Source organism: Streptomyces sp. H27-H1 (assembly GCF_026627445.1).
Taxonomy (GTDB): Bacteria; Actinomycetota; Actinomycetes; order Streptomycetales; family Streptomycetaceae; genus Streptomyces.
In genome coordinates this window covers 1-23,404 of record NZ_JAPNLJ010000058.1, presented here as the reverse complement: position 1 = coordinate 23,404, position 23,404 = coordinate 1, and the positions used below count along the sequence as shown (strand labels likewise).

Genomic DNA, 23,404 nt, shown 5'->3' with positions numbered 1-23,404 from the left:
CGCAGCAGGGCCCGGCCGGGGATTCTGCTGCTACGGGCCCGCTACCGAGCGGCGGCGAGCGAGCGGGGAACGGGTCGGGGAACGGGTCGGGGAACGGAAGAAGCGGGTTTTGGGGATCCCTAACCCGGCCCCTCGTCCCAAACTCCCCGATATCGCAGAGCACAATCGCCTCCTCCACCACAGGCGAACCATCGCCGCACCACCCGTATGTGTGAAGCGGGGATTGTCGCGTTGTCCGGCGGGAAGCGCGATCACTACCTTCCTCGGCGGAGGTGTCCGCAGATGACTGTCTGTGCCATCGAGAAGACCAGCGCGACCCCGTTCACCATCGCCGCGGACGGGTCCTACGCCGCCCGGCTGGCCGGGGACGGCGAGGCCCGTTATCCGGAGCGCTGGACGCTGACCGGTCCCGAGCCGTACGCGGTGCCCCTGCCCCTCGCGCAGCCCGAGGAGGCCGACAGCGAGGTGCTGCCGCTGGCCGACGGGCGGGTGCTGATCCACCGGCGGGTGGCGGAGCGGCACGGTTTCGCGCTGCTGTACCCGACGGGCGGCGGTGACGGGGGCGCCGGGCCCCGGACCGGGGAGTTGCAGCTCGGCTCGATCCCGGCGCAGGACGGTTCCGGCGCGGCGGGCGAGCCGGCCGACGGCGTACGGGTCACCTTGCTGCCGCCGTCTCCGGACGGGCACGGGGCCTTCGCCCTGGCCGTGGGAGCCACCGCGACCACGGTGTGGCAAGTGGCCGGGAGCCCGTTCGGGCCGGAGCGGGTCGCCCGGATCCCGGGGCGCTGTTCGGGCGGTGTCTGGCTGGACCGGACGGGCCGGCTGCTGGCGCTGGACCGTGAACTGGACGGCCCCGGCGGGCCGGTGACCAAGGCGGTGGCCGTGGATCTGCGGCGGGCCGGGGAGATCTCGCCGCTGCTCCAGATCGCGGAGGGCAGTGACGACCGGCTGCTGCTGGCCGACCCCGACAGCGGGCTGCTGCTGATCCGCTCGGACGCGCCGGGCGAGCCCCGGCTCGGCTGGGGGGTCCTGGGCAGTGCCCGCCCGGTGCGTTTCCCGGAGTGCCTGCGGTCGTTCGGGGCCACGGCGGCACCGTTCGCGGTGCAGCCGGGTCAGGTGCTGATGCCGGAGAGCTGCGGGGTGGCGCTGCGGGTGGACGAGGCCGGCGAGGGCTACGGCGCCGACGCGGCCGGGCTGGCCCTGTGGCGCCCCGCCGACCGGCACGTGTTCCGGCTCGGGGCCCCGGCCGGGTGGCTCGGCGGAACGGGCCGGTGGAGCCCGCAGGGCCGCCTGCACCTCCCGTACTCGACCCCCGAAGTGCCGTGCGGGGTCATGGGCATGAACCACCCGGTCTCCCCTCCCCCGCCGGTCCGTCTGGACCCCATCCCGCTCCCGCCCGCACCCGCCCGGCCGGTCCCCTTGCAGCAGGCCCCGCTGGGGTGAGCCCGCGCGGCGGCGAGCCGACCGCCCGGTGCACGACGAACTATTCGCCTTGATCGCTCCGGTAGAGATAGCCGGACGGGCAGCCGCCGTCGGGGTCTTCGCTCGGGCACATCGAAGGCTCGTCCTCGTCGCCGAAAACATAGGCGGACACGCTGCAGTCGCGGTCGGGTAAGGTCAGCGACAGCATGCTGCCGCGCGTGGCGGCCTCCTCCACGGCGAAGGTCGTGCCGCCGGGTTCGGTGGGGGCGAAGAAGGCCCAACGGCCGGAGTCCAGGCCGGAAGGGTCCGCGCAGCCCGATGCGGCGTGCAGTGTGTCGAGGTGCTCACTGGTGAAGGTGCGATCCGTGCGGAAGGTCAGGGATACGCCCCCCGTACTGACCCATCGCCCCTCCAGCCGGTCCGCGGGGATCTGCACGGCGTAGGAATCCCTGGTCGAGCAGGACACCGTCAGTACCATCGCCGCCGCCGCCAGAGCGACCGGCCGCCACACCCGTCCGTCCACGCGCACCTCTCGCGCACACCGGAGCAGCTGCCCCGGGTCCGGGCCCCCTTGACCCGCCTCCAGCCTATATTGAACGCATTCAAATGTTGCGGGCCCCCCGCGCCTCGGGCCCGGGCCCGCACCCCGCGACGGCGCCGGGCCCGGGGTGAGGAACCCCGGGCCCGGCGCATCGGCATCCGTCAGCCGTCGTGCTTGAGGCCCAGGACCTCCGTCGCCGCGAAGGTCTCGTTCGCCGGGCGGGAGTCGTAGTGCGGGGTCAGGACCTCGTCGAGCTCCTCGTAGGAGAAGGACTCCTTGGTGGTGTCGAACTTCGCCGCCACCTTCGGGCGTTCCATGACGACCACGATGCCGCCGTGGACGACGAACAGCTGCCCGTTGGCCTTCGCCGAGGCCGGGGAGGCCAGGTAGCCGACCAGTGGGGAGACGTGCTCGGGGGCGAGGGCGTCGAGCTTGCCCTCCTCCGGGACCTGGAAGCCCGCGAAGACGTCCTCCGTCATACGGGTACGGGCGCGCGGGCAGATGGCGTTGGCCGTCACCCCGTACTTGGCGAGCGCCAGGGCGGTGGACGTGGTCAGGCCCACGATGCCGCCCTTGGCCGCCGCATAGTTGGGCTGTCCGGCCGAGCCGCCGAGGAAGGCCTCGGAGGAGGTGTTGATGATCCGGCCGTAGACCGGCCCGCCGGCCGCCTTGGAGCGCTCGCGCCAGTGCACGGAGGCGAAGTGGGTCGTGTTGAAGTGGCCCTTGAGGTGGACCCGGATGACCGAGTCCCACTCCGGCTCCGACATCGAGAAGACCATCCGGTCGCGCAGGATCCCCGCGTTGTTGACCAGGATGTCGAGCTTGCCGAAGGTGTTCACCGCCAGCTCGATCAGCTCGCGCGCCTGCCCGAAGTCGGCCACGTCGCCCAGGTGCGCCACCGCCTGCCCGCCCCCGGACCGGATCTCCTCGGCGACCTCCTCCGCCGGGGCGGCCGAGGCCTCGCCGGAGCCGTCGCGGCCGGGCTGCCCGAAGTCGTTGACGACCACGCTCGCGCCGAGCCGGGCGAGTTCGACCGCCTCGGACCGGCCGAGGCCGCGGCCGGCCCCGGTGACGATGGCGACGAGTCCCTCAAGTGGCAGTGACATCCGTACGGTTCCTCTCGAAACGGGTCAGAGTTCGATGCAGGTGCGCAGGGCCACGCCCGTACGCATCTGGTCGAGCGCGTCGTTGATCTCGGCGAGCTGCACGCGGTGCGTGATCAGGCCCGCCAGGTCCACCCGGCCGGCCCGCCACAGCGCGATGGTGCGCTCGTAGGAGCGGAGCACGTCGCCGCCGCCGTACATCGACGGCAGGATCTTCTTCTCGTCGAAGAAGAGGGAGAACATGTTGATCGAGTAGTTGTCGTCGAGCGCGCCCGCGCCGACCACGACCACGGAGCCGCCGCGGCGGGTCATCTCGTACGCGGTCTGCGTGGTCTGGGACTTGCCGACGACCTCGAAGACGTAGTCGAAGCCCTCGCCCGCGGTGATCCGGTTCCTGGCGTCGGCGAAGGCCTCCGGGGAGACCGCCTCGGTGGCGCCGAAGCGCAGCGCGGCCTCGCGCCGGGAGGCGACCGGGTCGACCGCGATGATCTGCGCGGCGCCCTGCACCTTGGCGCCCTGGATGACGGAGATGCCGACGCCGCCGCAGCCGATGACGGCGACCGAGGAACCGGCCTCCACCTTGGCGGTGTTGATGGCCGCGCCGAGGCCGGTGGTGACTCCGCAGCCGATCAGGGCGGCGATGTCGAAGGGCACGTCGTCGGGGATCGGTACGGCGCAGCCCGACGGGACCACCATCTCCTCGGCGAAGGTGCCGGTACCGGCGAAGCCGAAGATGCTGCTTTCGCCGCGCTGGAAGTTGGGGGTGGCCACGTTGCCGAAGGCCTCCAGGCACAGGTGGCCCTGGCCGCGCCTGCAGGAGGGACAGTGCCCGCACGGCGGGAGCCAGCAGACCAGGACCCGGTCGCCGATCTTGTGGCTGGTGACCCCGTCGCCCACGTCCGTGATCACTCCGGAGCCCTCATGGCCCGGGATGAAGGGGGCGGGCTGCGGCAGGACGCCGCTCATCGCGGAGAGGTCGGAGTGGCACAGGCCGGTGGCCTTGATGCGGATCTTGACCTTGCCGGGCCCGAAGCCCACGGCCTGCATGTCCTCGACGACCTCGAGCTTGTCCTGGCCTATCTCACTCTGGAGTGCTGCGCGCACGGTGCGGCTCCTTCTGTGGGTCTGTGGTGTGGTGCGGTACTTCGGGTGCAGGGCCGTCTAGCCGTGTTCGACGACGGTGTCCGCGAGGACCGGGGCGTCGTCCCGGTCGGCGGCGCTCACCGTGACGAGGACCCGGCCGGGCTCCTGCCACATCCGGATCCGCAGGGTCTCGCCGGGGAAGACGATCCCGGCGAAGCGGGTGCGGTAGGCGCGGACCCGGGAGACGTCCCCGTCGAGGACGGTGTCGACCACGGCCTTCAGGGTCATCCCGTACGAGCACAGGCCGTGCAGGATCGGCTGGTCGAAGCCGGCCATCTTGGCGAACTCGGGGTCCGCGTGGAGCGGGTTCCAGTCTCCGGAGAGGCGGTACAGCAGCGCCTGCTCCTCGCGGATCTTGCGCTCCTCGATCCGGTCGGGCGCCCGCTCGGGCTGCTCCGCCTTCACGGAGGGGCCGCGGTCTCCGCCGAAGCCGCCTTCACCGCGTACGAAGATCTGCGCGTCCGAGGTCCACAGCGGCCCGTCGGCGTCGGCGACCTCGGTGCGCAGGACGATCACCGCGGCCTTGCCCTTGTCGTAGATCGCGGCGACCTTGGCGGTGGAGGCGGCCTGCCCCTTGACCGGAATGGGCCGGTGCAGCTCGATGGACTGGCCGCCGTGCAGCACGTTCGCGAGGTTCACCTCGATGCCGGGGGCGGCGAGGCCGCCCATCATGGCCATGCCGGCGCCGGCGACGGTCGCGAAGCTGGGGAGCACGTGGAGCTTGGACTCCAGGGTGTAGCGCAGCTCGTCGGGGTCGGTGGCGGCCCCGGGGGTGTTCGGGGAGGTCCCCGCGCCGAGTCCGAGGTGGTAGAGCTGGATGTCCTTGTGGTCCCAGGCGATGTTCCCCCGGCGGGGTTCGGCGGCGAGGGCCTTGGCGGCATCGATCGGCATGGGCGTGCTGCTCCCTGTGTTGGAAACACCGTCTTTGAGGCACCGGTTGTGGGAAACCCGGCGCCTTGGAAGACCTCGGCGCGGCCGTCCGCACCGTCGGCCGCACCGAGGTCGTATGCGGGACCGGCTCGCTAGAACGCGTTCTAGGTTGCCGGTGAAGGAATGTATAACGCACCCCCCAGCAGTTGGGAAGACTCCCGGGAAGACTCCTGACGAACTGTCAGTTCTACTTCTCACGGCGCGCGTTGCCCGGAGACCGGACACCCCGCCCCTACTCTTGACGGGTGGACGAGATGCCCGTTTCCCAGCGCCCTGCCCGATCCCTCCGGGTTCTCCTGGACCCGCCGAACCCGGCCCTGGCGCTGCTCCTCGGCCTCCAGCCGGACATCGAGGTGGTCGCTTCGACGATGGCCCGCCCGGCGGTGGCGCTCACCGAGTCGGTGGAGCGCGTACCGGAACTCCTCGCGGACGATCCTGAATGCCGGATCCTGGTCCTGACGGGCTCGGCGCACCCGGGGCTGGCGCGGGCCGTGGCCGCGGCGGGCGGGGCGGGCCTGGTCCTGCGCGACGGCCCGGTCGAGGAACTCGCGGACTCCGTGCGCCGCGCCTCCCGGGGGGAGCCGGTGACGGACCCGGCGCTGGACGCTCCGTAGGTCCGCCCGCACACAGCTGCGTCCGCCCCGCCGATCCGGACGGATCGGCGGGGCGGACGGCTGACCGGTTGGCCGGGGCGGGGGGCGGACGCTTGGCCGAGGGCTGGACAGTCGGTCCAGGGACCGGACAGTCGATCCGCGGGCAGTCGATCCGCGGGCAGTCGATCCGCGGGCAGTCGATCCGCGGGCCGGACGGCCGGTCCAACGACCGGACAGCCGGTCAGGGGCCGGGCTTGGTCCAGTCGTCGACGGTCCGCGAGGGGTCCAGCGCGACCGGAAGCCGCTCCAGCCCGCGGAAGGCGGGGAAGGGGCCCTTGAGCCACTCCTCCTCGCCCGTCGCCGGGGTCGCCAGGACCATGTCGGGGAACCGGTCGAGCAGGGCCGTCAGGGCGGTCTCCAGCTCCATGCGGGCGAGCGGGGCGCCGAGACAGTAGTGGGGCCCGTGGCCGAAACCGAGATGGGTGCTCTGCAGCCCCTTGCGCGTCACGTCCAGGGTGTCGGGCGAGGCGAACTTCTCCGGGTCGCGGTTGGCCGAGGAGATCGCGATCTGCACGAGGGCGCCCTTGGGGACGGCCACTCCCCCGATCTCCAGGTCCTCCAGCGCGTAGCGGAACGTGGAGGTCTCCACGGAGCCCTCGAACCGGACGAGCTCCTCGATCGCCTGGGGCAGCAGCGCCCGGTCCTCCTTGACCAGCGCCAGCTGGTCGGGGTGCGAGAGCAGGGCGAAGACCGCGTTGCCGATCTGGTAGGTGGTCGTCTTGTGCCCGGCGAAGAGCAGCACCCACATCATCGACACGAGCTCGTCGTCGGTCAGCGCGCCCTCGGGGTGCTGCGTCTCGATCAGCACACTGAGGAAGTCGTCCGAGGGCTCCGCCCGCTTGCGGGTGACGAGGCCGGCGAAGTAGTTCCGCAGCCAGTGCTCGGCCGCGGCCAGGTCGCCGGCCAGGTCCTTGCTGAACCGGGAGCGCGTCACCTGGCCGAACCACTTCAGGACGTCCGTGCGCTCGTCGCCGACGATGCCGAGCAGTTCGCAGATGACCATGACGGGCAGCGGCAGGGCGAAGGACGTCATCAGGTCGACGGGGGTGTCCGTCGGGCACTTCGCCAGCATCTCACCGGCGATCTGCTCGATGCGCGGGCGCAGCAGCTTGACGTGGCGCGGAGTGAAGGCCTCGTGGGCGATGTGCCGCAGCCGGGTGTGCCGAGGGGGGTCGGCGAAGAGCAGGTTGTCGTCGAGCGCGTCGCAGGTGTCGCCGAAGACCGCGTGGTAGATGTCCAGGCCCTGGTGCATGTCCTTGCCGATGCGCGGATCGGACAGGGCGAGCCGGGCGTCGTCGTACCGGGTGATCAGGTACGTCGGCACGCCGTGCCGGGTCGTCAGCTCGCAGACGGGGGCCTGCTCGCGCAGCGACCGGTAGACCGGATAGGGGCACGTACGGTACTCCGGCGTACCCATGGACACGGCCGCGACGGCTTCGTCGACTGGGATGCCGTCACTCACGGCCACTGCGGGTTCGGTCGTCACGTGTTCAGACCTCTCATGGGGCTCGGGTGTCCAGCCACCTCCTCCCTCCGACCATTGGCCGAAAAACATCGGTTACCCCGTTCGGGCCCGAAACTACGCCCTCCTGAGCGGATCGGCCGGGTCCCCGACCTGTCCCGCGAACACCCGCGCGGCCCCGCAATAGGGTCCCCCCATGCCGGACATCGCAGACATCACGCCGCCGGACGACGGCAGTCGCAGCAGGATCGACGTCCACCACCATTTCTGCGCCCCCGAGTGGCTGGAATGGGCCGACGGCCAGGGCCTGGTGAACCGGAAGGCCCTGCCGCCGTGGGCGCGCTGGGACTCCGCCGCCGCGCTGGACCTCATGGACCGGGCGGGGATCGCCACCGCCGTTCTCAAGCCGATGCTCCCGGCGCGCTACGCGACCTCCGAGCAGCTGCGCGAGGCCACCGCCATCACCTTGCGGGCCGCGGCCGAGGTCGCGGACGCGCATCCGGGCCGCTTCGCGTTCCACGCCCCGCTCTTCCTCGACGACCTGGACGCCTCGCGCTGGGCCCTGCGGCTCGGGCTGGACGAGCTGGGGGCCGTCGGGGTGAACGTGACGGCCAACTACGGGGGCGTCTACCTCGGCGACCCCTCGTACGACCCGATCTTCGCCGAGCTCGACGAGCGGGCCGCCGTCGTGGACACGCATCCGCACAACCTGCCGTTCCCGGGCGGGGCCGGGGCGCCGGGTGCGGTGAGCGTTCCGGGGATCCCGAACTTCCTGTGCGACTTCCTGCTGGATACGACGCGGGCCGCCGCGAACATGATCCACAAGCGGACCCTCGACCGGTTCCCGAACCTGTCGGTGATCCTGCCGCACGCGGGCGGCTTCCTTCCGCACATCGCCACCCGCGTACAGGCCTTCGCGGGTGCGTTCACTCCGCCCCTCGAACCCGCGATGGTCCGGGACCACCTGCGCCGCTTCTACTACGACACGGCCGGGCCCATGTCCCCGGCGGGCACCCTGCTCGCCACGGCGGCCCCCGACCGCATCCTCTTCGGCAGTGACTGGCCGGCCTGTCCGACGGAGATGGTCACGGACATCGCCCTCCCGGCCCTGACGGCCGACCCCGCCCTGACCCCGGCCCACCACCTCGCGATCAACCGGGACAACGCCCTACGCCTGATGCCGGCCCTGACCTTCCCGACCCCGGCCCTGACCCGGTCCTCAAACGCCGGACGGGCTGAACAGACCCTGGGGCTCCGCCCCAGACCCCGCGCGTCAAACGCCGGCGTTTGAGGCGACCCTCAGGCCCGCCGACGGCTAAGGCGCAGGGGAGGCAACGGCCGGCGGGACTACTTGCGGAGGAGGGTGACCACTGCCGCGCCGCCCAGGCCTATGTTGTGCGCGAGAGCAACCCTCGCTCCGGGGACCTGCCGCAGGCCCGCGTCGCCTCGGAGCTGCCAGACGAGTTCCGCCGCCTGCGCTAGCCCCGTCGCGCCGAGCGGGTGGCCCTTGGAGATGAGTCCGCCGGACGGGTTCACCACCCACTGTCCGCCGTAGGTGGTCGCTCCGGACTCCACCAGCGCCCCGGAGGCGCCTTCCTCGCACATGCCGAGCGCCTCGTAGGTCAGCAGCTCGTTGATCGAGAAGCAGTCGTGGAGCTCGATGACGTCCACGTCCCCGATACCGAGCCCCGACGAGGCGAAGACGGCCCGTCCCGCCGCCGCGGTCATCGGCTTGCCGACCGCGTCGATGCAGGTGCCCGAGGAGAAGGACGCCTCGGTGTCGGTGGTCATCGACTGGGCGACGATCTCCACCGCCCGGCCTTCAAGCCCGTGCCGCTCCACGAACCGCTCCGATACGACGACGGCCGCCGCGGCCCCGTCCGAGGTCGGCGAGCACTGCAGCTTCGTCAGCGGTTCGTGGATCGTCTTCGCCGCGAGGATCTCCTCCACCGTGTAGACGTCTTGGAACTGTGCGTTCGGATTGTTCGCGGAGTGCCGGTGGTTCTTCGCGCCGACTGCCGCCAGCTGCGCGGCCGTGGTCCCGTACAGCTTCATGTGCTCCCGGGCCGCGTTCCCGAAGATCTGGGCGGTGGGCGGCGACATCTCGAAGCCGTGCCCGGCGGCCATGATCCCGTAGTGGCGGGCGACCGGGGAGGTCTTGAAGTCCCCGCCGTCCGAACCGCCGCCCAGCGCGCCGCGCTTCATCTTCTCGAAGCCGAGGGCGAGCACGCAGTCGTTGATCCCGCCTTCCACGAACTGCCGCGCCATCATCAGCGCCGTGGAGCCCGTCGCGCAGTTGTTGTTGACGTTGTAGACGGGGACCCCGGTGAGACCCAGTTCGTACGCGGCCCGCTGGCCGGCGGTGGAGGCCTGGAAGCAGTAGCCCACCGGCACCTGTTCGATCAGCCCGTAGTCGATGCCCGCGTCCGCGAGTGCCGCGTCGCCGGCCTCCTTGGCCATGTCCCAGTACTGCCAGTCCCTCGACTCCGGCTTCTCGAACTTCGTCATGCCGACGCCCACGATGTACGACTTCATGTCCCTACTGCCCTTCAGTCCCTGGGAAGGCCGAGAATGCGCTCGGCGACGACGTTGAGCTGGACCTGCGTGGTGCCTCCGGCGATGGTGAGGCAGCGGGACATGAGCATGCCGTGCACCGCTCGCTTCCCCGCGCCCTCGTTCACCGCGCCCGCCGGTCCCAGCAGTTCGAGCGTGAGCTCGGCGGTCCGCTGCTGGTGCGGGGTCTGGACGAGTTTGCGTACGGACGCGCCCGCGCCCGGTTCCAGGCCGGAGACCTGCTGGAGCGTGGTGCGCAGCCCGATGCAGGCCAGGGCGTGCGCCTCGGCGGCCAGGGCCCCGATCCGCACCCGGTATCCGCCTTCGAGTTCGGCGGAGCGGGCGAGGAGCGCTTCCAGGCCGGTGTCGAAGGTCATCTGGTCGGCCATGTGGACGCGTTCGTTGCCGAGGGTGTTGCGGGCGACCTTCCAGCCGCCGTCCGCCGCGCCCACGAGGGCGTCCTCGGGCAGTGGCACGTCGTCGAAGTAGACCTCGTTGAAGAGGGCCTCGCCGGTGATCTCCTTGAGCGGCCGGATGTCGATCCCGGGGGTCTTCATGTCCACGATGAAGTAGCCGAGCCCCTTGTGCTTGGGGACGTCCGGGTCGGTGCGGGCCAGCAGGATCCCGTAGTCGGCGCTCTGCGCGGAACTCGTCCACACCTTCTGCCCGTTGATCAGCCAGCCGCCCCCGGGTTCCGCCCGCTCCGCCTTGGTCCGCAGCGAGGCGAGGTCCGAGCCGGCGCCCGGTTCGGAGAAGAGCTGGCACCAGGTGACGTCCCCGCGCAGCGTGGGGAGCAGGTACCGCTCCTGCTGCTCGGGGGTCCCGTAGGCGAGCAGGGAGGGTACGACCCAGGTGGCGATCCCGAGGTCGGCGACCTTGACCCCGGCGGCGCCCAGTTCCTGCTGCACGACGAGCTGTTCGACGGGGCCGGCGCCGAGTCCGTAGGGGGGCGGGAGGTAGGGGGCCGCGTACCCGGTGGGCGCCAGCACCCGGCGGGCGGTGGCGGGGTCCAGTCCGGCCGCGTCCGCGATGGCGCTACGGGCCTTCGCGCGGTGGGTCTCGGCCCGCGCGGGCAGTTCGAGGCGCAGCTCGCGGCGTGCGCCGGCGGCGGCGAGGCGTACGGCCCGGACCCGGTGGCCGTCGCCGGAGCCGAGGAGCTGGCGCGCGACGAGCGCCCTGCGCAAGTAGATGTGGGCGTCGTGCTCCCAGGTGAAGCCGATGCCGCCGAGGACCTGGACGCAGTCCTTGGCACAGGAGTACGCGGCGTCCAGCGCGGTGCCGGCGGCCAGCGCGGCCACCAGCGAGCGCACCTCGGCCGGCTCCTCGGCCGCTTGGGCGGCGTCCCAGGCGAGCGCCCGGGCCTGCTCCACGCGCACCAGCATGTCGGCGCACAGGTGCTTGATCCCCTGGAACTGCCCGATGGGCCGCCCGAACTGCTCGCGCACTTTGGCGTACTCGGCGGCGGTGTGCAGCGCCCAGGCGGCGGTGCCGCAGGCGTCGGCGGCGAACAGCACGCAGGCGAGGTCCCGTACGAGGGCCGCGTCGAGCTCGAGCAGTGCGCCCGGCCCGGCGGTGACCCCGCGGGCCCGGACCTCGGCGGTGGGCCGGGTCGGGTCGGCGCTGTCCTGGGTACGGATGTCCAGGGCGGCGGAGTCGACGGCGAACCAGCGGGTCCCGTGCGCGGTCTCGGCGGCGAGCAGGACGAGGTCGGCCTCGCCCGCGCCCAGCACCGGCGGGGCGGTTCCGTCGAGGAGGTATCCGCCCTCCACGGCCACGGCGGTCAGGTCCCCGGGCCCGAGCGCCACGGCCCCGACGCGCCCGCCGAGGGGTTCGGCCCCGGCCCGGTCCAGGAGTACGGAGGCCAGCACGCTCGGCAGGTACGCCCCGGGCAGCGCCGCCCGGGCGGCCTCTTCCACCGCGACGGCGAGGTCGAGCAGGGTGCCGCCCTCCAGGTGCGGTTCCAGCAGCCCGGAGGCGAGGAGCCCGTCCCAGTAGGCGGGCCGCGAGCCCGTCTGCGGCGGGGTGTCGAGGAGTTTGCGCACCTCCTCGGGCGGCACGGTCCGCGCGACCCAGCCGCGTACGGCCTCGGCCAACTCCCGCTGTTCCTCTGTGATTCCGATGCCCATGCGCGGCAGAGTAGAACACGTTGCATTCTGACGGAAGGTCATAACTGAAACGTGTTCTCGCTCTGCGGCGCGGCCCGGCCGGGAGCCGTCCGGTCAGGACCGCTGGTAGTAGTAGCCCTCGCCGTGGGAGGGGCCGACGTTGTGCTGGAGGCCGACCGGCTCGCTCCTGGTGAAGAAGGACGGGTCCAGGACCCCGCAGAACTGGCTGGTGGACTTGGACTTGTCCACCGCCGCCGCACCGATGTTGATCCGCTTCCCACCGGAGGCCACCGACACCACCTTGGCGATGTTCTCGCAGTGGCCCATGTTGGAGTCGCCGATCAGCCGGACCGCCCCGGCGCGCGTGACGATCACCGTCGACGGCTGGCCGATGTTGAAATCGCCCTTGTAGGTCCAGGTGCCCGCGAAGTACGCGGGGACCGCGTCGCCGCCGGACGAGCCGCCACCGCTCGGCGAGCCACCGCCGCTGGGCGAGCCCGAACCCGAGCCCCCGGGGGTGGCGCTCGCGCCGCCCGGACCGGCTCCGGTACTGGCGCCCCCGGCGGCGGGCCCTCCGGCGCCGCCCTGGTTCGCACTACTGCCGCCCGGGGTGCCGGAGCCGCCGGGGGTCCCCGCGCCCGCCGCGGCCGACTGGCCGTCCGGCGCCGGTGCGGTAGGGCTCTGGGGGGCCTGGGGGCTCCCGGAGTTCTGCGCGCCCGGGGCCGGCGAACCGCTCGCCGCGGAAGGGGAGCCGGCGGCCGCGCCGGGCGTCACGGGCCCGCTGCTCGCCGGGGGCGAAGCCTGCGCCCCTCCGCCACCGCCACCGAACGGCTGGATCAGGGCCACCGTGCCCCCGCCGACGCCGAACACCAGGACGGCCGGCACGGCGACGGTCCACCGCCGCCGGGCCCGGGCCCCGCGCCGCTCGCCCTCCGGGGCGCCGCCACCGGCCGCCGCACCGGTGGCAGGCCCGACCACCGGCTCGGCCACCCCTCCGGCCACCCCTTCGGCCGCCGCCCCGGCCATTGCCCCGGCCACCGCCCCGGCCCCCGCCTCCACGGCCCCGGCGGTCTCCGGCCGCAGCCCGACCGTCGACCGGTCCGGGATCACCTTCTCCCCCACCGGCACCGCCTCCGCGTCGAGGAGGCGCGCCGCCTGCCGGGCCAGCCGCTCCACCACCCCGGGCGGAAGCCACGCCCTGCCGGGCGCCGCCGGGCGGACCCGCTCGGGGTCGGCCAACAGCTCGTCCACGCCCGGCCGTTCATCGACGCCCTTGGCCAGGCAGCGGCCCATGAGTGCGCGCAGGGGCTCGTCGGACACCCGGTCCAGGTCCGGCTCTCCCTCCACGATCTGGAACATCACCGCGTGCTGGTTGTCGGCGCCGTGCCCGAAGGGCAGCTCGCCCGTGGCCGCGTACATCAGCACGCACCCGAGCGTGAACACGTCGCTCTTGGCCCCCGCACGCTGCCCGCGCACCTGCTCGGGCGACATGAATCCGGGCGACCCGACGACCATGCCGGTGCTGGTGAGCAGCGATTCGACGGAGGTCTCCAGGGCCCGCGAGATCCCGAAGTCGATGACCCGCGCGCCCTCGACGGTCAGCATCACGTTCGACGGCTTGAGGTCGCGGTGCACGATCCCGGCCGTGTGGATGTCCTTCAGTGCGTGCAGCAGCCCGTCCGCGAGGGCGTGTACGGATTCCACGGGCAGGGGACCGTGCCGGCGCACGATCTGCTCCAGCGAGAGCCCCGGTACGTATCCGGTGGCCACCCAGGGCCGTTGGGCGTCGGGGTCGGCGTCCAGGACGGGGGCGGTGTACCGCTCGCCGACGCGCCGGGCGGCGTCGATCTCGCGGCGGAAGCGGGCACGGAACTGCGCGTCGGCCACGTGCTCCTCGTGCACCACCTTCACCGCGACCGTACGCCCACCCTCGGACCGGGCCAGGTACACCCGCCCCATGCCTCCGGCGCCGAGCCGCCCGAGCAGCAGGTACGGCCCGATCCGGCTCGGATCCCCGGGCGCGAGCGGCTTGATGCCCCCGTCGACGTAGTCGTCGTCCTGGCCGTCCTGGCCGCGGCCGTCACTGATCGCACTGCTCATGTTGCCCGTCCCCCGGAGATCCCCTGCCGTCGCCCGAACCGGCCCACGGCCGTTCGAACCCGCCTCAGGGTAAAGGCAGTTCCGTGCAGGATGACGGCAAGGGGGGGCCGGGCCGGACAGGTCCGGGGCGGCACGATCCGGCCATCGGCGGCTTCCGGCACAGTGCCGCTCCGTGCCCTCATAGGCCGCGGACGAACTCCGCGAAGCCGCCGACGGCGTGTGCCACGCGCCCTGTCACGGCTGCGTGGGTCCGATCCTGCCGCAGCCTCGGGGGGTGCGCGGCGAAGCGGTGGACGGCTGCCCGCGCCTTCCCGCGCCTACGCCTGTTCCGTGCTCACGTGCCCGTGCCCGAGCCAGCGCTCGGCCCATTGGCGCACTTCCGGCTCCAGCCAGTCGAATGCGAATCCGGTTCCCGCGATGTCCCAGTGGTCGGCGAGCGCCACCCGGACCCAGCGCCAGGACTGGAGCTCCGAGTCGCCGGAGTCGTCCTGCGCGATGTCGACGCCGAGGAGGAACTCGGGGCGCCCGTCGGCGGCCGCGGAGAACAGCCCGCGGCCGCGGGCCAGCCGCTCCCACTCCTGATTGAAACGCGTGCCCGGGTCCTCCTCCCCGTGGGCGAGGAGGAATCCACTCTCCGGCCTCGGGAACCCAGAAGGGGTGGCCGTTCCCGTGGTCCTGGAGGCCGACACTTTTCGTCTTTCGTACGGGGAGCCGTTCAGCGGGGGCGTGCATGCTCCACGGCGGCCGCGGCGAGGCCGGCGATCAGGGGGTGGGCGCGGGTGCCGTCGCCGTCCAGCTCGGGCTGGAAGAGGGTGGCCAGGAAGAAGGGGTGCTCGGCCAGTTCGGCGATGCGGATGTCGCCGGATTCGTCGGCGCCGGTGAAGGTCATGCCGTGCGCCCGCAGCAGGTCCAAGTGGAGCGGGTTGGGGCCGTAGTTGCAGTGGTACCGCGCCTGCGTGCGGTCCGCGCCGAGCAGCCGGGCGGCGCGGGATCCGGGGGTGACCCGTACCGCGCCCTCGTGGCCCACGAGCGAGCAGGCGAGCGGGACGACCACGGCGTCCGCCTCGGCGGCCCGGGGGTCGTTCTCGGCGTGGGCGGCCCGGTCCAGGCCGCAGACGGTACGGGCGAACTCCAGCAGGGCGTGCTGAAAGCCACCGCAGGTACCGAGGAAGGGGATGCCGTTCTCGCGGGCGCCCTGGATCGCGGTCAGGACTCCGCCCTCGCTGCGGTACGGGCTGCCGGGCAGGACCCAGACCGCGTCGAAGCCGTCCATGCCGTCGCCTGCCTCCTCGGTGGGGATCCAGTAGGCGTCCAGGTCCAGCCCCTCGCCCAGGCGCAGGGCCTCCAGCAGGCCGGGGATGCGGGCGTGGGAGCGGACGGCGTCGGAGCGGTCCGCGATGAGGGCGATGCGGGCGGTGCGGTTCGTGACGGTTCGCCTCGCGACGGTGTCGTTCATGACGGTGTCGTTCGTGACGGTGTCGTTCGTGACGGTGCGGTTCGCGTCGTTCATGGGAGACATCCTGCGAGGCGGCCGGGCATCAGGTCCAACGATGATTTCTGGTCCGCTCATTAGCGATACTGATGCCCATGGATCCGCATCTGCTGCGCACCTTCGTCGCGGTCCTCGACCACCGCTCCTTCTCCACCGCCGCCTCGGCCCTCGGCTACACGCAGTCGGCCGTCTCGCAGCACATCGCCGCGCTCGAAGCCGACTTGGGCACCCGGCTGGTCGAGCGCCGGCCCGTCGCTCCCACGCCGGCCGGCGCCCGGCTGATGGATCATGCCCCCGCGCTGCTGCTGCGCCTGGACGCGGCCCGCGCCGACATCGCGCGCCTGCACCGGGCCCCCGATGCCCGGCTGACGCTCGCCTGCTCCCCCGCCGCCCTCGGCCCGGCCGTCGCGCGGGCCCTCGCCGGGCTGCGCACCGCGGGCCCGGTGGACGTCGAAGTACGCGTACTCGGGCGGGAGTCGGTGATCGAGGAGGTGCTGACCGCCGGCGCCGACCTCGGCCTCGTGGACGGCGTGGCCGCGCCCAGCGATCCCCTGCCGCTGCCGGACCTGGGCCCCACCGTCATCCTCGCCGTGGCCGAGGAACCGCTGGCCGTGCTCTTCCACGACGGCCACCCACTGGCGCGGCGGCGTTCGGTGCGGCTGGCCGATCTCGCGCAGGCCCAGTGGATCGACGCCCCGGACACGGCAGTCCCCCTCGACCGGCTGCGCGCCGTCTGCAACGGGGACGGGTTCCACCCCCGGATCCGACACCTCGGGACCGATCCGCACGGGCTCGCCGCACTCGCCGCGGCCGGGCACGGACTCGCCGCGCTCCCGCTGTCGCTGGCCGCCGCGCTCCCCGGCGTCACCGCGGTCCCGGTCCGGGCCCCGCGCCTGGTCCACCGCACCGAGCTGCTGCACCCGGCCGACCCCACCGCTCCGGCCCGCCGGCTGGCGGGCCTCCTGACGGGCCGCAGACCGAACCCCGTGGGATAGGCCGTCACCACTCCCGGGGGGCGATCAGCTCCTCGATGTCCGCGTCCGCGAACCCGTACGCCGAGGCCACGAACCAGAAGTCCTCCGCTATCTCCTCGCGGGCCACGGTCTCGATCTCGCTCCCCGCCGCCTCGAACTCCGCCTCGAGCCGGTTGAACTCCTCCGTGGCCGCCCCCGTCAGCGCGTACAGCGCGACCAGGTCCGCCGGCCGCTCGGCCTCGATCCGCTCGCAGAGGCGCAGCAGGACCGCCCGGCCCTTGTCGAGGACGGCGTCGGGGAAGTAGTCGTCGCGGTAGAGCTGTTGGAGGAAAGCGCGGTCGGCCACCTGCTGGTTCCTGATCGACACGGTGATCCCTCATCCCCTTCGAAGAGCTTGTCCGGCGATCCTGCACCACGCCACTGACAACGCCGTCGGAGCGGGACCCGGGCATGGCGTCCTACCAGCGGGTAAGGCACCATGGGCCGCCGATGCACGCCCACCCCGCAGGAGGAACACCATGGCCAGCCCCAAGCCGGAGACCCTCGCCGCCTTCGAGGCCGCCAAGGGGTTCATGCCCGTAGGAGAAGGGCTCGCCCTGTACGAGGCCGCCGCCGCCGCGGCGCGGCTGGGGCTGCCGCTCCTGGAGGTCGGTACCTACTGCGGGCGCTCCACCATCCTGCTCGCCGACGCCGCCCGCGAGGCCGGGGTCAGTGTGCTCACCGTCGACCACCACCGCGGCAGCGAGGAGCAGCAGCCCGGCTGGGAGTACCACGACCCGAGCGTCGTCGACCCGGAGGTCGGGCTGATGGACACCCTGCCCACCTTCCGCAGGACCCTGCACGGGGCCGGCCTGGAGGAGCACGTCATCGCGATCGTCGGCCGCTCCCCGAAGGTCGCCGCGGCCTGGGGCGGAAAGCTCGGCCTGGTCTTCATCGACGGCGGTCACACCGACGAGCACGCCACGGGCGACTACGAGGGCTGGGCCCCGCACGTCGCGGAGGGCGGCACCCTGGTGATCCACGACGTGTTCCCCGACCCGGCCGACGGCGGCCAGGCCCCGTACCGCGTCTACTTGCGCGCCCTGGCCTCGGGCGCCTTCGAGGAGGTCTCGGCGACCGACTCCCTGCGCGTGCTGCGCCGCACGGGCGAAGGCATCTGACCCGGGGGCCGGCGCCGGGCCCGGGGTGCGCCCCCGCCCCGCCCCGCCCAGCCCCCGGCATATAAGCGCACCGCGCCCCCGTATGGCCCAGGGTCCGTACACCCGACCGACCTCCCGTCTAGCATCGCCGGGTGCGCTACGACGAAAGCTCCCCGCCGCTCCCCGAGTCCGCCACGTCCATCAGCCCGGACCGGCCCTGGTACGCCCGCCGCTCCACCCTGGTCGTCGCAGCGGCCGCGATCGCCCCGGCCGCTCTGGCCGGGTGGGTGCTGACGGAGGTGCTGAGCGGGAGCGCGACCGATGACTCGCGGCCGCCCCGGATCGTGATGCCGCTCTCGGCATCCGCATCCGCACCGTCCACGAGCGCAGCACCCGCGGCGGCCGGGAGCCCGGCCCCCGGCGCGGCCCCCGCCGGTACTCCGGGCGCCGCTCCGGTCACCTCCGCAGCCAAGCCCCTCGCGGGCCGCACCGTCGTCATCGACCCCGGCCACAACACGGGGAACTTCAAGCACACCACCGAGATCAACCGCCAGGTGGACATCGGCACCAACCGCAAGGAATGCGACACCACCGGCACGACCACCAACGCGGGCTACATGGAGGCCGAGTTCAGCATGGACGTGTCGCGGCGTCTGCGCTCCGTCCTCGAGGCCCAGGGCCTCAAGGTGGTCCTCAGCCACGAGGCCGGCAAGGAACGCCCCTTCGGCCCCTGCATCGACGAGCGCGCCCGCATCGGCAACGAGGCCGCCGCCGACGCCGTGGTCTCGGTCCACGCGGACGGGGTCTCGGCCGGCAACCGCGGCTTCCACGTCATCCTGCCCGCCAAGGTCAAGGGCGGCGGCGCCGACACCGCGAAGATCGTCGGCCCGTCCCGGCAGCTCGGCGAGCGGATCGCCGGCAACTTCGCCCGGACCACCGGCTCGGCCCCCGCGAACTACCTCGGCAGCGGAACCGGATTGGTCGTCCGCGACGATCTCGGCGGACTGAACCTCTCAACCCGCCCCAAGGTGTTCATCGAATGCGGCAACATGCGTGATGCCAAGGACGCGGCGCAGCTGACGAGTCCGGAGTGGCGCCAAAAGGCGGCCCAGGGCATCGCGGACGGCATCGTCGGCTTCCTCGGCGGGTAGGGCCCCCAGGACCGTCCCCCCGGACGGCCCGCAGCCCCGACCCTCTCGGCCGCGGCAAAGCTCCGTACCATGGTGCCGCCCGCCCCCTGCTTCACGGCGGGCGCCCACGGCACCACGAGACGACGAGACCGAGAAGGACACCTAAGACGTGAACATCCGCTCCCTCACACGAGGCGACGGCGTGGTGATCGGAGCAGCGGCGTTGCTGTTCATCGCCTCGTTCCTCGATTTCTATTCCGCGCCCAGCGTCGACGCACCGAGCGCCTGGGACACCGACGTGTACCGCCTGGCGCTGCCGAGCATCTTCCTGCTCGCGTTCATCGCCGTCGGCCTGCTCGTCGCCGCCCGCCTGCAGCCCGCCGGGCGCCAGCTCCTGGGCCTGCCCTTCCAGGCCTGGGGCACGGTCCTGTCCGTCGCCGCCGCCTGGTCCGCGCTCTGGGCCCTGATCACCTGCCCGACCGGGCTGGACCTGGGCGCGGGCGCCGTCATCGCCTTCCTCGCCACCGCGGCGCTGGCCGGTGTCACCCTCTTCGGTTCGAAGGTGCCCGCGCTCGCCGCGCAGCTGGTGCCGGACCCGAAGCCTGCCGCCGCCGTCCCGCCGTACGGCGGCCAGCCGCAGCAGCCGGGCGCCGGGTACGGGTACCCGGGCGGTCAGGAGCCGCAGCCGTACGGGGCCGCCCCTCAGCCGGCCCCGCCCTACGGCGGTCAGGAGCAGGCCCCGGCCCAGCCCCAGGCCCCGCAGGACGCGGCGCCGGCGCCGGCCCCGGCGGCGGACTTCACTCCGTTCTGGTTCGCCGTTCCGGTGGCCCGTCCGCTCTTCGCCGAGGACGGCAACCCCGCCCCGATCGCGGAGCTCGCGCCCGGCACCTGGTACCTGGCCGTGGAGCAGCGCGGTCCGGCCACGCTGATCGCCCAGACCCAGGACGGCCGCCGCGGCGTCCTGAACGACACCTCGGGCATCCAGCGCGGCTGACCCCGCGCGAGGTCCACGACGGCCCCCCGCCCTTCCGGGCGGGGGGCCGTTGCCCTACAGTCACCTGACGCATCGTCAGATTCGTGGAGGGGACCGTCACATGCGCCTCGGACTCGCACTCGGCTACTGGGGCCGCAGCCCCAATCCTGACCACCTGGACCTCGCCGCCGAAGCCGAGAACCTCGGCTACGACTCCGTATGGACCGCAGAGGCCTGGGGCTCGGACGCCTTCACCCCGCTCACCTGGATCGCCGCGCACACCTCGCGCATCCGGCTCGGCACCGCCATCGCGCAGATGGCCGCTCGAACCCCCACCGCCACCGCCATGCAGGCCCTGACCCTGGACCACCTGTCCGGCGGCCGGATGATGCTCGGCCTCGGACTGTCCGGCCCGCAGGTGGTCGAAGGCTGGTACGGGCGCCCCTTCCCCTCCAGCCCCCTGACGGCGACCCGCGAGTACGTGGACGTCATCCGCCAGGTGCTGCGCCGCGAGGCCCCCGTCGAGCTCGACGGCCGCTTCCACAGCCACCCGTACCGGGGCCCGGACGGCACCGGCATCGGCAAGCCGCTCAAGCCCATCACCCACCCGCTACGGGCGGACCTGCCGATCCTGCTCGGCGCGGAGGGCCCCAAGAACATCGCCCAGACCACCCGCATCGCGGACGGCTGGCTCCCCCTCTACTGGTCGCCGACCCGCACGGACGTCTACCAGGCCTCACTGGCCGAACTCCCCGAAGGCTTCATGATCGCTCCGATGGCCCGCGCGAAGGTCTGCGACGACGTCTCGGAGGGACTCCTCCCGGTGAAGGCCATGCTGGGCTTCTACATCGGCGGGATGGGCCACGCGGCACGCAACTTCCACGCCGACCTCATGGGCCGGATGGGCTACGAGGAGGAGGCGCACCGGATCCAGGAGCTGTTCCTGGCCGGGCGCAAGGAAGAGGCCGTCCTGGCCGTACCGGACGCCTTCGCCGACGACATCTCCCTGGTCGGACCGCGGGAGCGGATCGCCGAGCGGCTGGAACTGTGGCGCAAGGGCCCGGTGACCGACCTGCTCCTGACCGCCCCCGACCCGCACACCCTGCGGGTCCTGGCGGAGCTGAACAGCTAGGGCGCGCCTTCGGGACCCGGTGGACCCGCGGCGTCCGGGCCGGCTTGTGGCACCGCTGCCAGCAGTTCCCGCAGGTCCAGCGGCATCACGGCGATCTCCATGTCGCCCCCCTCGTACGCGCAGGTCACGATGCGCGAGCCGGGGTTGATGGAGATGCCCTCCTTCACCGAGGGAGCCCGTACGCCGGTGGCCCGGCCACCGGTCAGGGCCACGGCCTCGCCCCGGCCGGGCACCCAGCGGGCCGCGCCCGGGTCGGCGTACACCCGGCCGCTGCGCCAACGGCCGCTGCCCGCGGGCCGGCGCGCCATGCAGGGGATCCCGACGGCGGGACCGGCGGCCACGCGGCGGCGGTGCTTGCGGCGCATCAGCCAGCCGGTTCCGGCGGCGGCGCCGGCGATGAACACGTACTCGATCACCGACCCATTCAAACAGGTGAAACAGGCCGGGCCGGAATACTCCGGTCCGGCCTGTTCCCGTGAGAGCGGTGGCGGCACTCAGCCGGTCAGCTGTCCCGCGCTCGGAACCTTGTCGGTCACCGTGGCGCCCGCGCTCTTGCCGGCCTCCTTGACGCCGTTGATGACGCCCTCGAAGGCGCCGATGTCGGCGTCGCCCGCCTGGCCCTTGCGCAGCTTCGAGCCGAGCCCCTTGAGGGAGTCGATGCCCGCCGTCAGCGGACCCACGGCTTTCGACAGCAGCGGGTCGCCCTTGGCGTTCTCGCTGGCCGCCTTCAGCCGGTTGTAGGCGAAGGCACTCGCGAGGCCCGCCTTGACCAGGGCGAACGTACGGCCTTTGGTGCCCTTCTTGAACTTGCCGGCACGGTACGGCTTGATGATCCACTGGTAGGTGGCACCGGCCGCGAGCCCCGCGTTGGCGACGAAGCGCGTCTTGGCGAACTTCTGCCTCTCTTCCGGGGTGCTGGGCGAGGGCGAGGCGGCGGCCGCTTCCGCGTCCTCCGCGGAGGCCGCGGCCTCGGCTTCGGCTTCGGCGAAGCCGGCCATGGCCACCGAGATCTCGTCGCTCTGACCGGGGGCAGCCTTCTCGCCACCGCCCGAGCCACAGGCGGTGGCGCCGCCGAGCAGGGCGCAGGACAGGAGCACCGCCGTGAGGGTGCGGCGGAAGCGGACGGCTGTGGTGGGTAGGGACACGAGTTTCCTCCGGGGACTGAGGCGTCCTCCGCAGCCTCACCCCGACGGCCCGACTCCGCCACCCGGGGGGCCCGTTCGGGTTTGCCGGGCCCGGGAACGGCAAGACGCTCAGCATGCCCACACACACGCGAGTACACACCAGAGGAAGCAGCCAGGCGGGCCGCGCCGTCGCGGTCGTGGCGGACGTCATGGCTTTCGTGATCGGCCTGTGGATCCTGCTGTACCTGCTGGATGCCAACCAGAGCAACTCCCTGGTGGACTTCATCCACGACGCGGCCAGCTGGCTCGCCGGCTGGTCCTACGACCTGTTCACCTTCAACCGCGACTGGGTCCAGGTGGTGATCGGCTACGGCATCGCGGCCGTCGCCTACCTGGTCATCGGCCACGCCATCGCGGGCCGGCTGTACCGCCGCTAGGCCGCCGACAGGACGCCGAGCCGCCGGCCCGCCTCCGAGGCCCGATGGGCCCGGTGGCCCGCTCGCGCGCGCACCCAGTACCGCTCGCCCTTTCGTCGGCCGGAGGGCGAGCGGCTGCACGTCGTCAGCGGGCCGTGCGTTTCCCTTCCGGGGTTCCGGCGTGCGGGGACAACCATCCGTGCAGGTCGTGAGTCGTACCGGCGAGAGTTGATCGAACGACTTCGCCCGGGGGGCTCCTTTGAAGAAGCACACGACGACCGCGGGTCCCTTGCCCGCCCACTCCGTGTCCCGCCTGCCGGCGGCGCGCACCGCCCAGGCCGCCACCGCGCCGGACCAGGTGACAGCGCCCCCAGGGGAACCCCGCGCCGTCTTCCGGTTCGCCCTCCCCACCAAGGAGCGGGCGCACGACCGCGAGGACTTCGCCGCCGTGCTCTGACCCGTACGACGCACAGACGGATGCGGGGGGCCGGGGCGGGCAAGAAGGTCCCGCCGTGCCCGCCCCACACGAGCGAAGACAGAACAGGAACCCGAGCAGGGCCGACCCGGCCCGCCTCGTCGGATCACCATGAGACAGAAGACATCCACTGATGTCCGCCAGGACAACTCGTACTGCAACGGCTCTCGTTGACGCTTTCGGTATCGCCTCGACGATGGTCGCCGCCGCGCCGGGCAGCCTCGCCGCCCCGGCCGCCGGTGCCTGTGATGTGGTCGCCGTGACCGATCTCGCAGACGCGGCACGGGTGCAGGTCGATCGTCGACGTGGTGTGGACGGGGCGGAAACCGGCACGGGCGCGACCTGCGCCCCGTGCCGCTCCCGTACCCTCTACCCGCTGGCCGCTGGCCGCTGGCCGCTGGCCGCTGGCCGCTAGTGATCTGGTTTTGAGATCCTGTCGCAGTAGCGGCAGATCCGGTCGAGGATCTGGTCAGCGGTCTTGGTCCACTTGAAGGGCCTGGCCTCGTCGTTCCAGACCTTGATCCAGTCCTCGAGCGC

General features: G+C 72.7%; 23 protein-coding genes. 10 read left to right on the top strand and 13 right to left on the bottom strand.

Going from position 1 to position 23,404, the window contains the following annotated elements; translation table 11 throughout:
- Positions 1-282 precede the first annotated feature (282 nt).
- The gene (locus OTB20_RS36500) at positions 283-1,443 is read left to right on the top strand and encodes a hypothetical protein (RefSeq protein ID WP_267824235.1); all 1,161 of its coding nucleotides are present in this window, start codon (positions 283-285) and stop codon (positions 1,441-1,443) included.
- A gap of 40 nt (positions 1,444-1,483) precedes the next feature.
- On the opposite strand, the gene OTB20_RS36495 is transcribed toward OTB20_RS36500, so the two are convergent.
- The 4 genes from OTB20_RS36495 to OTB20_RS36480 all read right to left on the bottom strand — a co-directional run bounded on the left by OTB20_RS36495 (position 1,484) and on the right by OTB20_RS36480 (position 5,100).
- Positions 1,484-1,858, bottom strand: a complete 375-nt coding sequence (locus tag OTB20_RS36495) for a hypothetical protein (protein WP_267824234.1) — start codon at positions 1,856-1,858, stop codon at positions 1,484-1,486.
- 266 nt (positions 1,859-2,124) lie between these two features.
- The gene (locus OTB20_RS36490) at positions 2,125-3,069 is read right to left on the bottom strand and encodes a 3-oxoacyl-ACP reductase (protein ID WP_267824233.1); all 945 of its coding nucleotides are present in this window, start codon (positions 3,067-3,069) and stop codon (positions 2,125-2,127) included.
- A 24-nt stretch (positions 3,070-3,093) separates the two neighbouring features.
- Entirely contained in the window at positions 3,094-4,170 is a 1,077-nt protein-coding gene (locus tag OTB20_RS36485; protein WP_267824232.1) for a Zn-dependent alcohol dehydrogenase, read from the bottom strand.
- 57 nt (positions 4,171-4,227) lie between these two features.
- Positions 4,228-5,100 carry a MaoC/PaaZ C-terminal domain-containing protein gene (locus OTB20_RS36480; protein ID WP_267824231.1) on the bottom strand — a complete coding sequence of 291 codons (873 nt, stop codon included), beginning with the start codon at positions 5,098-5,100 and terminating at the stop codon, positions 4,228-4,230.
- A gap of 293 nt (positions 5,101-5,393) precedes the next feature.
- On the opposite strand from OTB20_RS36480, the gene OTB20_RS36475 reads away from it, so the two are divergent.
- On the top strand, positions 5,394-5,753 hold the full coding sequence (locus tag OTB20_RS36475) for a DNA-binding response regulator (protein ID WP_267824253.1): 360 nt from the start codon (positions 5,394-5,396) through the stop codon (positions 5,751-5,753).
- Between the two features lie 220 nt (positions 5,754-5,973).
- Here the strand turns inward: OTB20_RS36475 and OTB20_RS36470 are convergent, their stop codons facing one another.
- Positions 5,974-7,278, bottom strand: coding sequence for a cytochrome P450 family protein (locus tag OTB20_RS36470; protein WP_420716562.1), 1,305 nt, complete (start codon positions 7,276-7,278; stop codon positions 5,974-5,976).
- Positions 7,279-7,450: 172 nt separating this feature from the next.
- On the opposite strand from OTB20_RS36470, the gene OTB20_RS36465 reads away from it, so the two are divergent.
- The gene (locus tag OTB20_RS36465) at positions 7,451-8,545 is read left to right on the top strand and encodes an amidohydrolase family protein (protein ID WP_267824230.1); all 1,095 of its coding nucleotides are present in this window, start codon (positions 7,451-7,453) and stop codon (positions 8,543-8,545) included.
- Between the two features lie 56 nt (positions 8,546-8,601).
- On the opposite strand, the gene OTB20_RS36460 is transcribed toward OTB20_RS36465, so the two are convergent.
- From OTB20_RS36460 to OTB20_RS36440, 5 genes are all read right to left on the bottom strand, one after another.
- Positions 8,602-9,789: a thiolase C-terminal domain-containing protein gene (locus tag OTB20_RS36460; protein WP_267824229.1), complete on the bottom strand. Its 1,188-nt coding sequence runs from the start codon at positions 9,787-9,789 to the stop codon at positions 8,602-8,604.
- A 14-nt stretch (positions 9,790-9,803) separates the two neighbouring features.
- Positions 9,804-11,933, bottom strand: a complete 2,130-nt coding sequence (locus tag OTB20_RS36455; protein ID WP_267824228.1) for an acyl-CoA dehydrogenase — start codon at positions 11,931-11,933, stop codon at positions 9,804-9,806.
- 93 nt (positions 11,934-12,026) lie between these two features.
- A complete protein-coding gene (locus OTB20_RS36450; RefSeq protein WP_267824227.1) occupies positions 12,027-14,012 on the bottom strand; it encodes a serine/threonine-protein kinase in 1,986 nt (661 codons plus the stop codon).
- Positions 14,013-14,329: 317 nt separating this feature from the next.
- A complete protein-coding gene (locus OTB20_RS36445) occupies positions 14,330-14,701 on the bottom strand; it encodes a hypothetical protein (protein WP_267824226.1) in 372 nt (123 codons plus the stop codon).
- Positions 14,702-14,727: 26 nt separating this feature from the next.
- Positions 14,728-15,468 carry a glutamine amidotransferase-related protein gene (locus OTB20_RS36440; RefSeq protein ID WP_267824251.1) on the bottom strand — a complete coding sequence of 247 codons (741 nt, stop codon included), beginning with the start codon at positions 15,466-15,468 and terminating at the stop codon, positions 14,728-14,730.
- A gap of 131 nt (positions 15,469-15,599) precedes the next feature.
- On the opposite strand from OTB20_RS36440, the gene OTB20_RS36435 reads away from it, so the two are divergent.
- Positions 15,600-16,499 (top strand): LysR family transcriptional regulator, encoded by a 900-nt coding sequence (locus OTB20_RS36435; RefSeq protein ID WP_267824225.1) that lies wholly within the window; start codon positions 15,600-15,602, stop codon positions 16,497-16,499.
- Between the two features lie 4 nt (positions 16,500-16,503).
- Here OTB20_RS36435 and OTB20_RS36430 read toward each other — a convergent pair whose 3' ends face one another.
- Complete coding sequence (locus OTB20_RS36430; protein WP_267824224.1) at positions 16,504-16,845, bottom strand: DUF5713 family protein; 342 nt, start codon at positions 16,843-16,845, stop codon at positions 16,504-16,506.
- 151 nt (positions 16,846-16,996) lie between these two features.
- Here OTB20_RS36430 and OTB20_RS36425 point away from each other — a divergent pair, with 151 nt between their 5' ends.
- The 4 genes from OTB20_RS36425 to OTB20_RS36410 all read left to right on the top strand — a co-directional run bounded on the left by OTB20_RS36425 (position 16,997) and on the right by OTB20_RS36410 (position 20,852).
- Positions 16,997-17,638 (top strand): class I SAM-dependent methyltransferase, encoded by a 642-nt coding sequence (locus OTB20_RS36425; RefSeq protein WP_267824223.1) that lies wholly within the window; start codon positions 16,997-16,999, stop codon positions 17,636-17,638.
- A 131-nt stretch (positions 17,639-17,769) separates the two neighbouring features.
- On the top strand, positions 17,770-18,768 hold the full coding sequence (locus tag OTB20_RS36420; protein WP_267824222.1) for an N-acetylmuramoyl-L-alanine amidase: 999 nt from the start codon (positions 17,770-17,772) through the stop codon (positions 18,766-18,768).
- A 148-nt stretch (positions 18,769-18,916) separates the two neighbouring features.
- Positions 18,917-19,741 carry a hypothetical protein gene (locus tag OTB20_RS36415; protein ID WP_267824221.1) on the top strand — a complete coding sequence of 275 codons (825 nt, stop codon included), beginning with the start codon at positions 18,917-18,919 and terminating at the stop codon, positions 19,739-19,741.
- Between the two features lie 100 nt (positions 19,742-19,841).
- Positions 19,842-20,852, top strand: coding sequence for an LLM class F420-dependent oxidoreductase (locus OTB20_RS36410; protein ID WP_267824220.1), 1,011 nt, complete (start codon positions 19,842-19,844; stop codon positions 20,850-20,852).
- Here the strand turns inward: OTB20_RS36410 and OTB20_RS36405 are convergent.
- Positions 20,849-21,268, bottom strand: a complete 420-nt coding sequence (locus OTB20_RS36405; protein ID WP_267824219.1) for a hypothetical protein — start codon at positions 21,266-21,268, stop codon at positions 20,849-20,851. The two genes, OTB20_RS36410 and OTB20_RS36405, sit on opposite strands and share 4 nt — an antisense overlap.
- A gap of 78 nt (positions 21,269-21,346) precedes the next feature.
- Positions 21,347-21,997: a hypothetical protein gene (locus OTB20_RS36400; protein WP_267824218.1), complete on the bottom strand. Its 651-nt coding sequence runs from the start codon at positions 21,995-21,997 to the stop codon at positions 21,347-21,349.
- Between the two features lie 113 nt (positions 21,998-22,110).
- Here OTB20_RS36400 and OTB20_RS36395 point away from each other — a divergent pair, with 113 nt between their 5' ends.
- Together OTB20_RS36395 and OTB20_RS36390 are read left to right on the top strand one after the other, a co-directional pair.
- Positions 22,111-22,413 (top strand): hypothetical protein, encoded by a 303-nt coding sequence (locus OTB20_RS36395; RefSeq protein ID WP_267760778.1) that lies wholly within the window; start codon positions 22,111-22,113, stop codon positions 22,411-22,413.
- 238 nt (positions 22,414-22,651) lie between these two features.
- Positions 22,652-22,849, top strand: coding sequence for a hypothetical protein (locus tag OTB20_RS36390; RefSeq protein WP_267824217.1), 198 nt, complete (start codon positions 22,652-22,654; stop codon positions 22,847-22,849).
- Positions 22,850-23,404: the final 555 nt, after the last annotated feature.

Excerpts from the sequence above, each read along its gene's own strand:
- OTB20_RS36410 (WP_267824220.1), top strand. The coding sequence starts at position 19,842 with ATGCGCCTCGGACTCGCACTCGGCTACTGGGGCCGCAGCCCCAATCCT.
- OTB20_RS36465 (WP_267824230.1), top strand. The coding sequence starts at position 7,451 with ATGCCGGACATCGCAGACATCACGCCGCCGGACGACGGCAGTCGCAGC.
- OTB20_RS36460 (WP_267824229.1), bottom strand. The coding sequence starts at position 9,789 with ATGAAGTCGTACATCGTGGGCGTCGGCATGACGAAGTTCGAGAAGCCG.
- OTB20_RS36490 (WP_267824233.1), bottom strand. The coding sequence starts at position 3,069 with ATGTCACTGCCACTTGAGGGACTCGTCGCCATCGTCACCGGGGCCGGC.
- OTB20_RS36450 (WP_267824227.1), bottom strand. The coding sequence starts at position 14,012 with ATGAGCAGTGCGATCAGTGACGGCCGCGGCCAGGACGGCCAGGACGAC.
- OTB20_RS36480 (WP_267824231.1), bottom strand. The coding sequence starts at position 5,100 with ATGCCGATCGATGCCGCCAAGGCCCTCGCCGCCGAACCCCGCCGGGGG.
- OTB20_RS36395 (WP_267760778.1), top strand. The coding sequence starts at position 22,111 with ATGCCCACACACACGCGAGTACACACCAGAGGAAGCAGCCAGGCGGGC.
- OTB20_RS36500 (WP_267824235.1), top strand. The coding sequence starts at position 283 with ATGACTGTCTGTGCCATCGAGAAGACCAGCGCGACCCCGTTCACCATC.
- OTB20_RS36425 (WP_267824223.1), top strand. The coding sequence starts at position 16,997 with ATGGCCAGCCCCAAGCCGGAGACCCTCGCCGCCTTCGAGGCCGCCAAG.
- OTB20_RS36455 (WP_267824228.1), bottom strand. The coding sequence starts at position 11,933 with ATGGGCATCGGAATCACAGAGGAACAGCGGGAGTTGGCCGAGGCCGTA.
- OTB20_RS36435 (WP_267824225.1), top strand. The coding sequence starts at position 15,600 with ATGGATCCGCATCTGCTGCGCACCTTCGTCGCGGTCCTCGACCACCGC.
- OTB20_RS36440 (WP_267824251.1), bottom strand. The coding sequence starts at position 15,468 with ATGAACGACACCGTCGCGAGGCGAACCGTCACGAACCGCACCGCCCGC.
- OTB20_RS36475 (WP_267824253.1), top strand. The coding sequence starts at position 5,394 with ATGCCCGTTTCCCAGCGCCCTGCCCGATCCCTCCGGGTTCTCCTGGAC.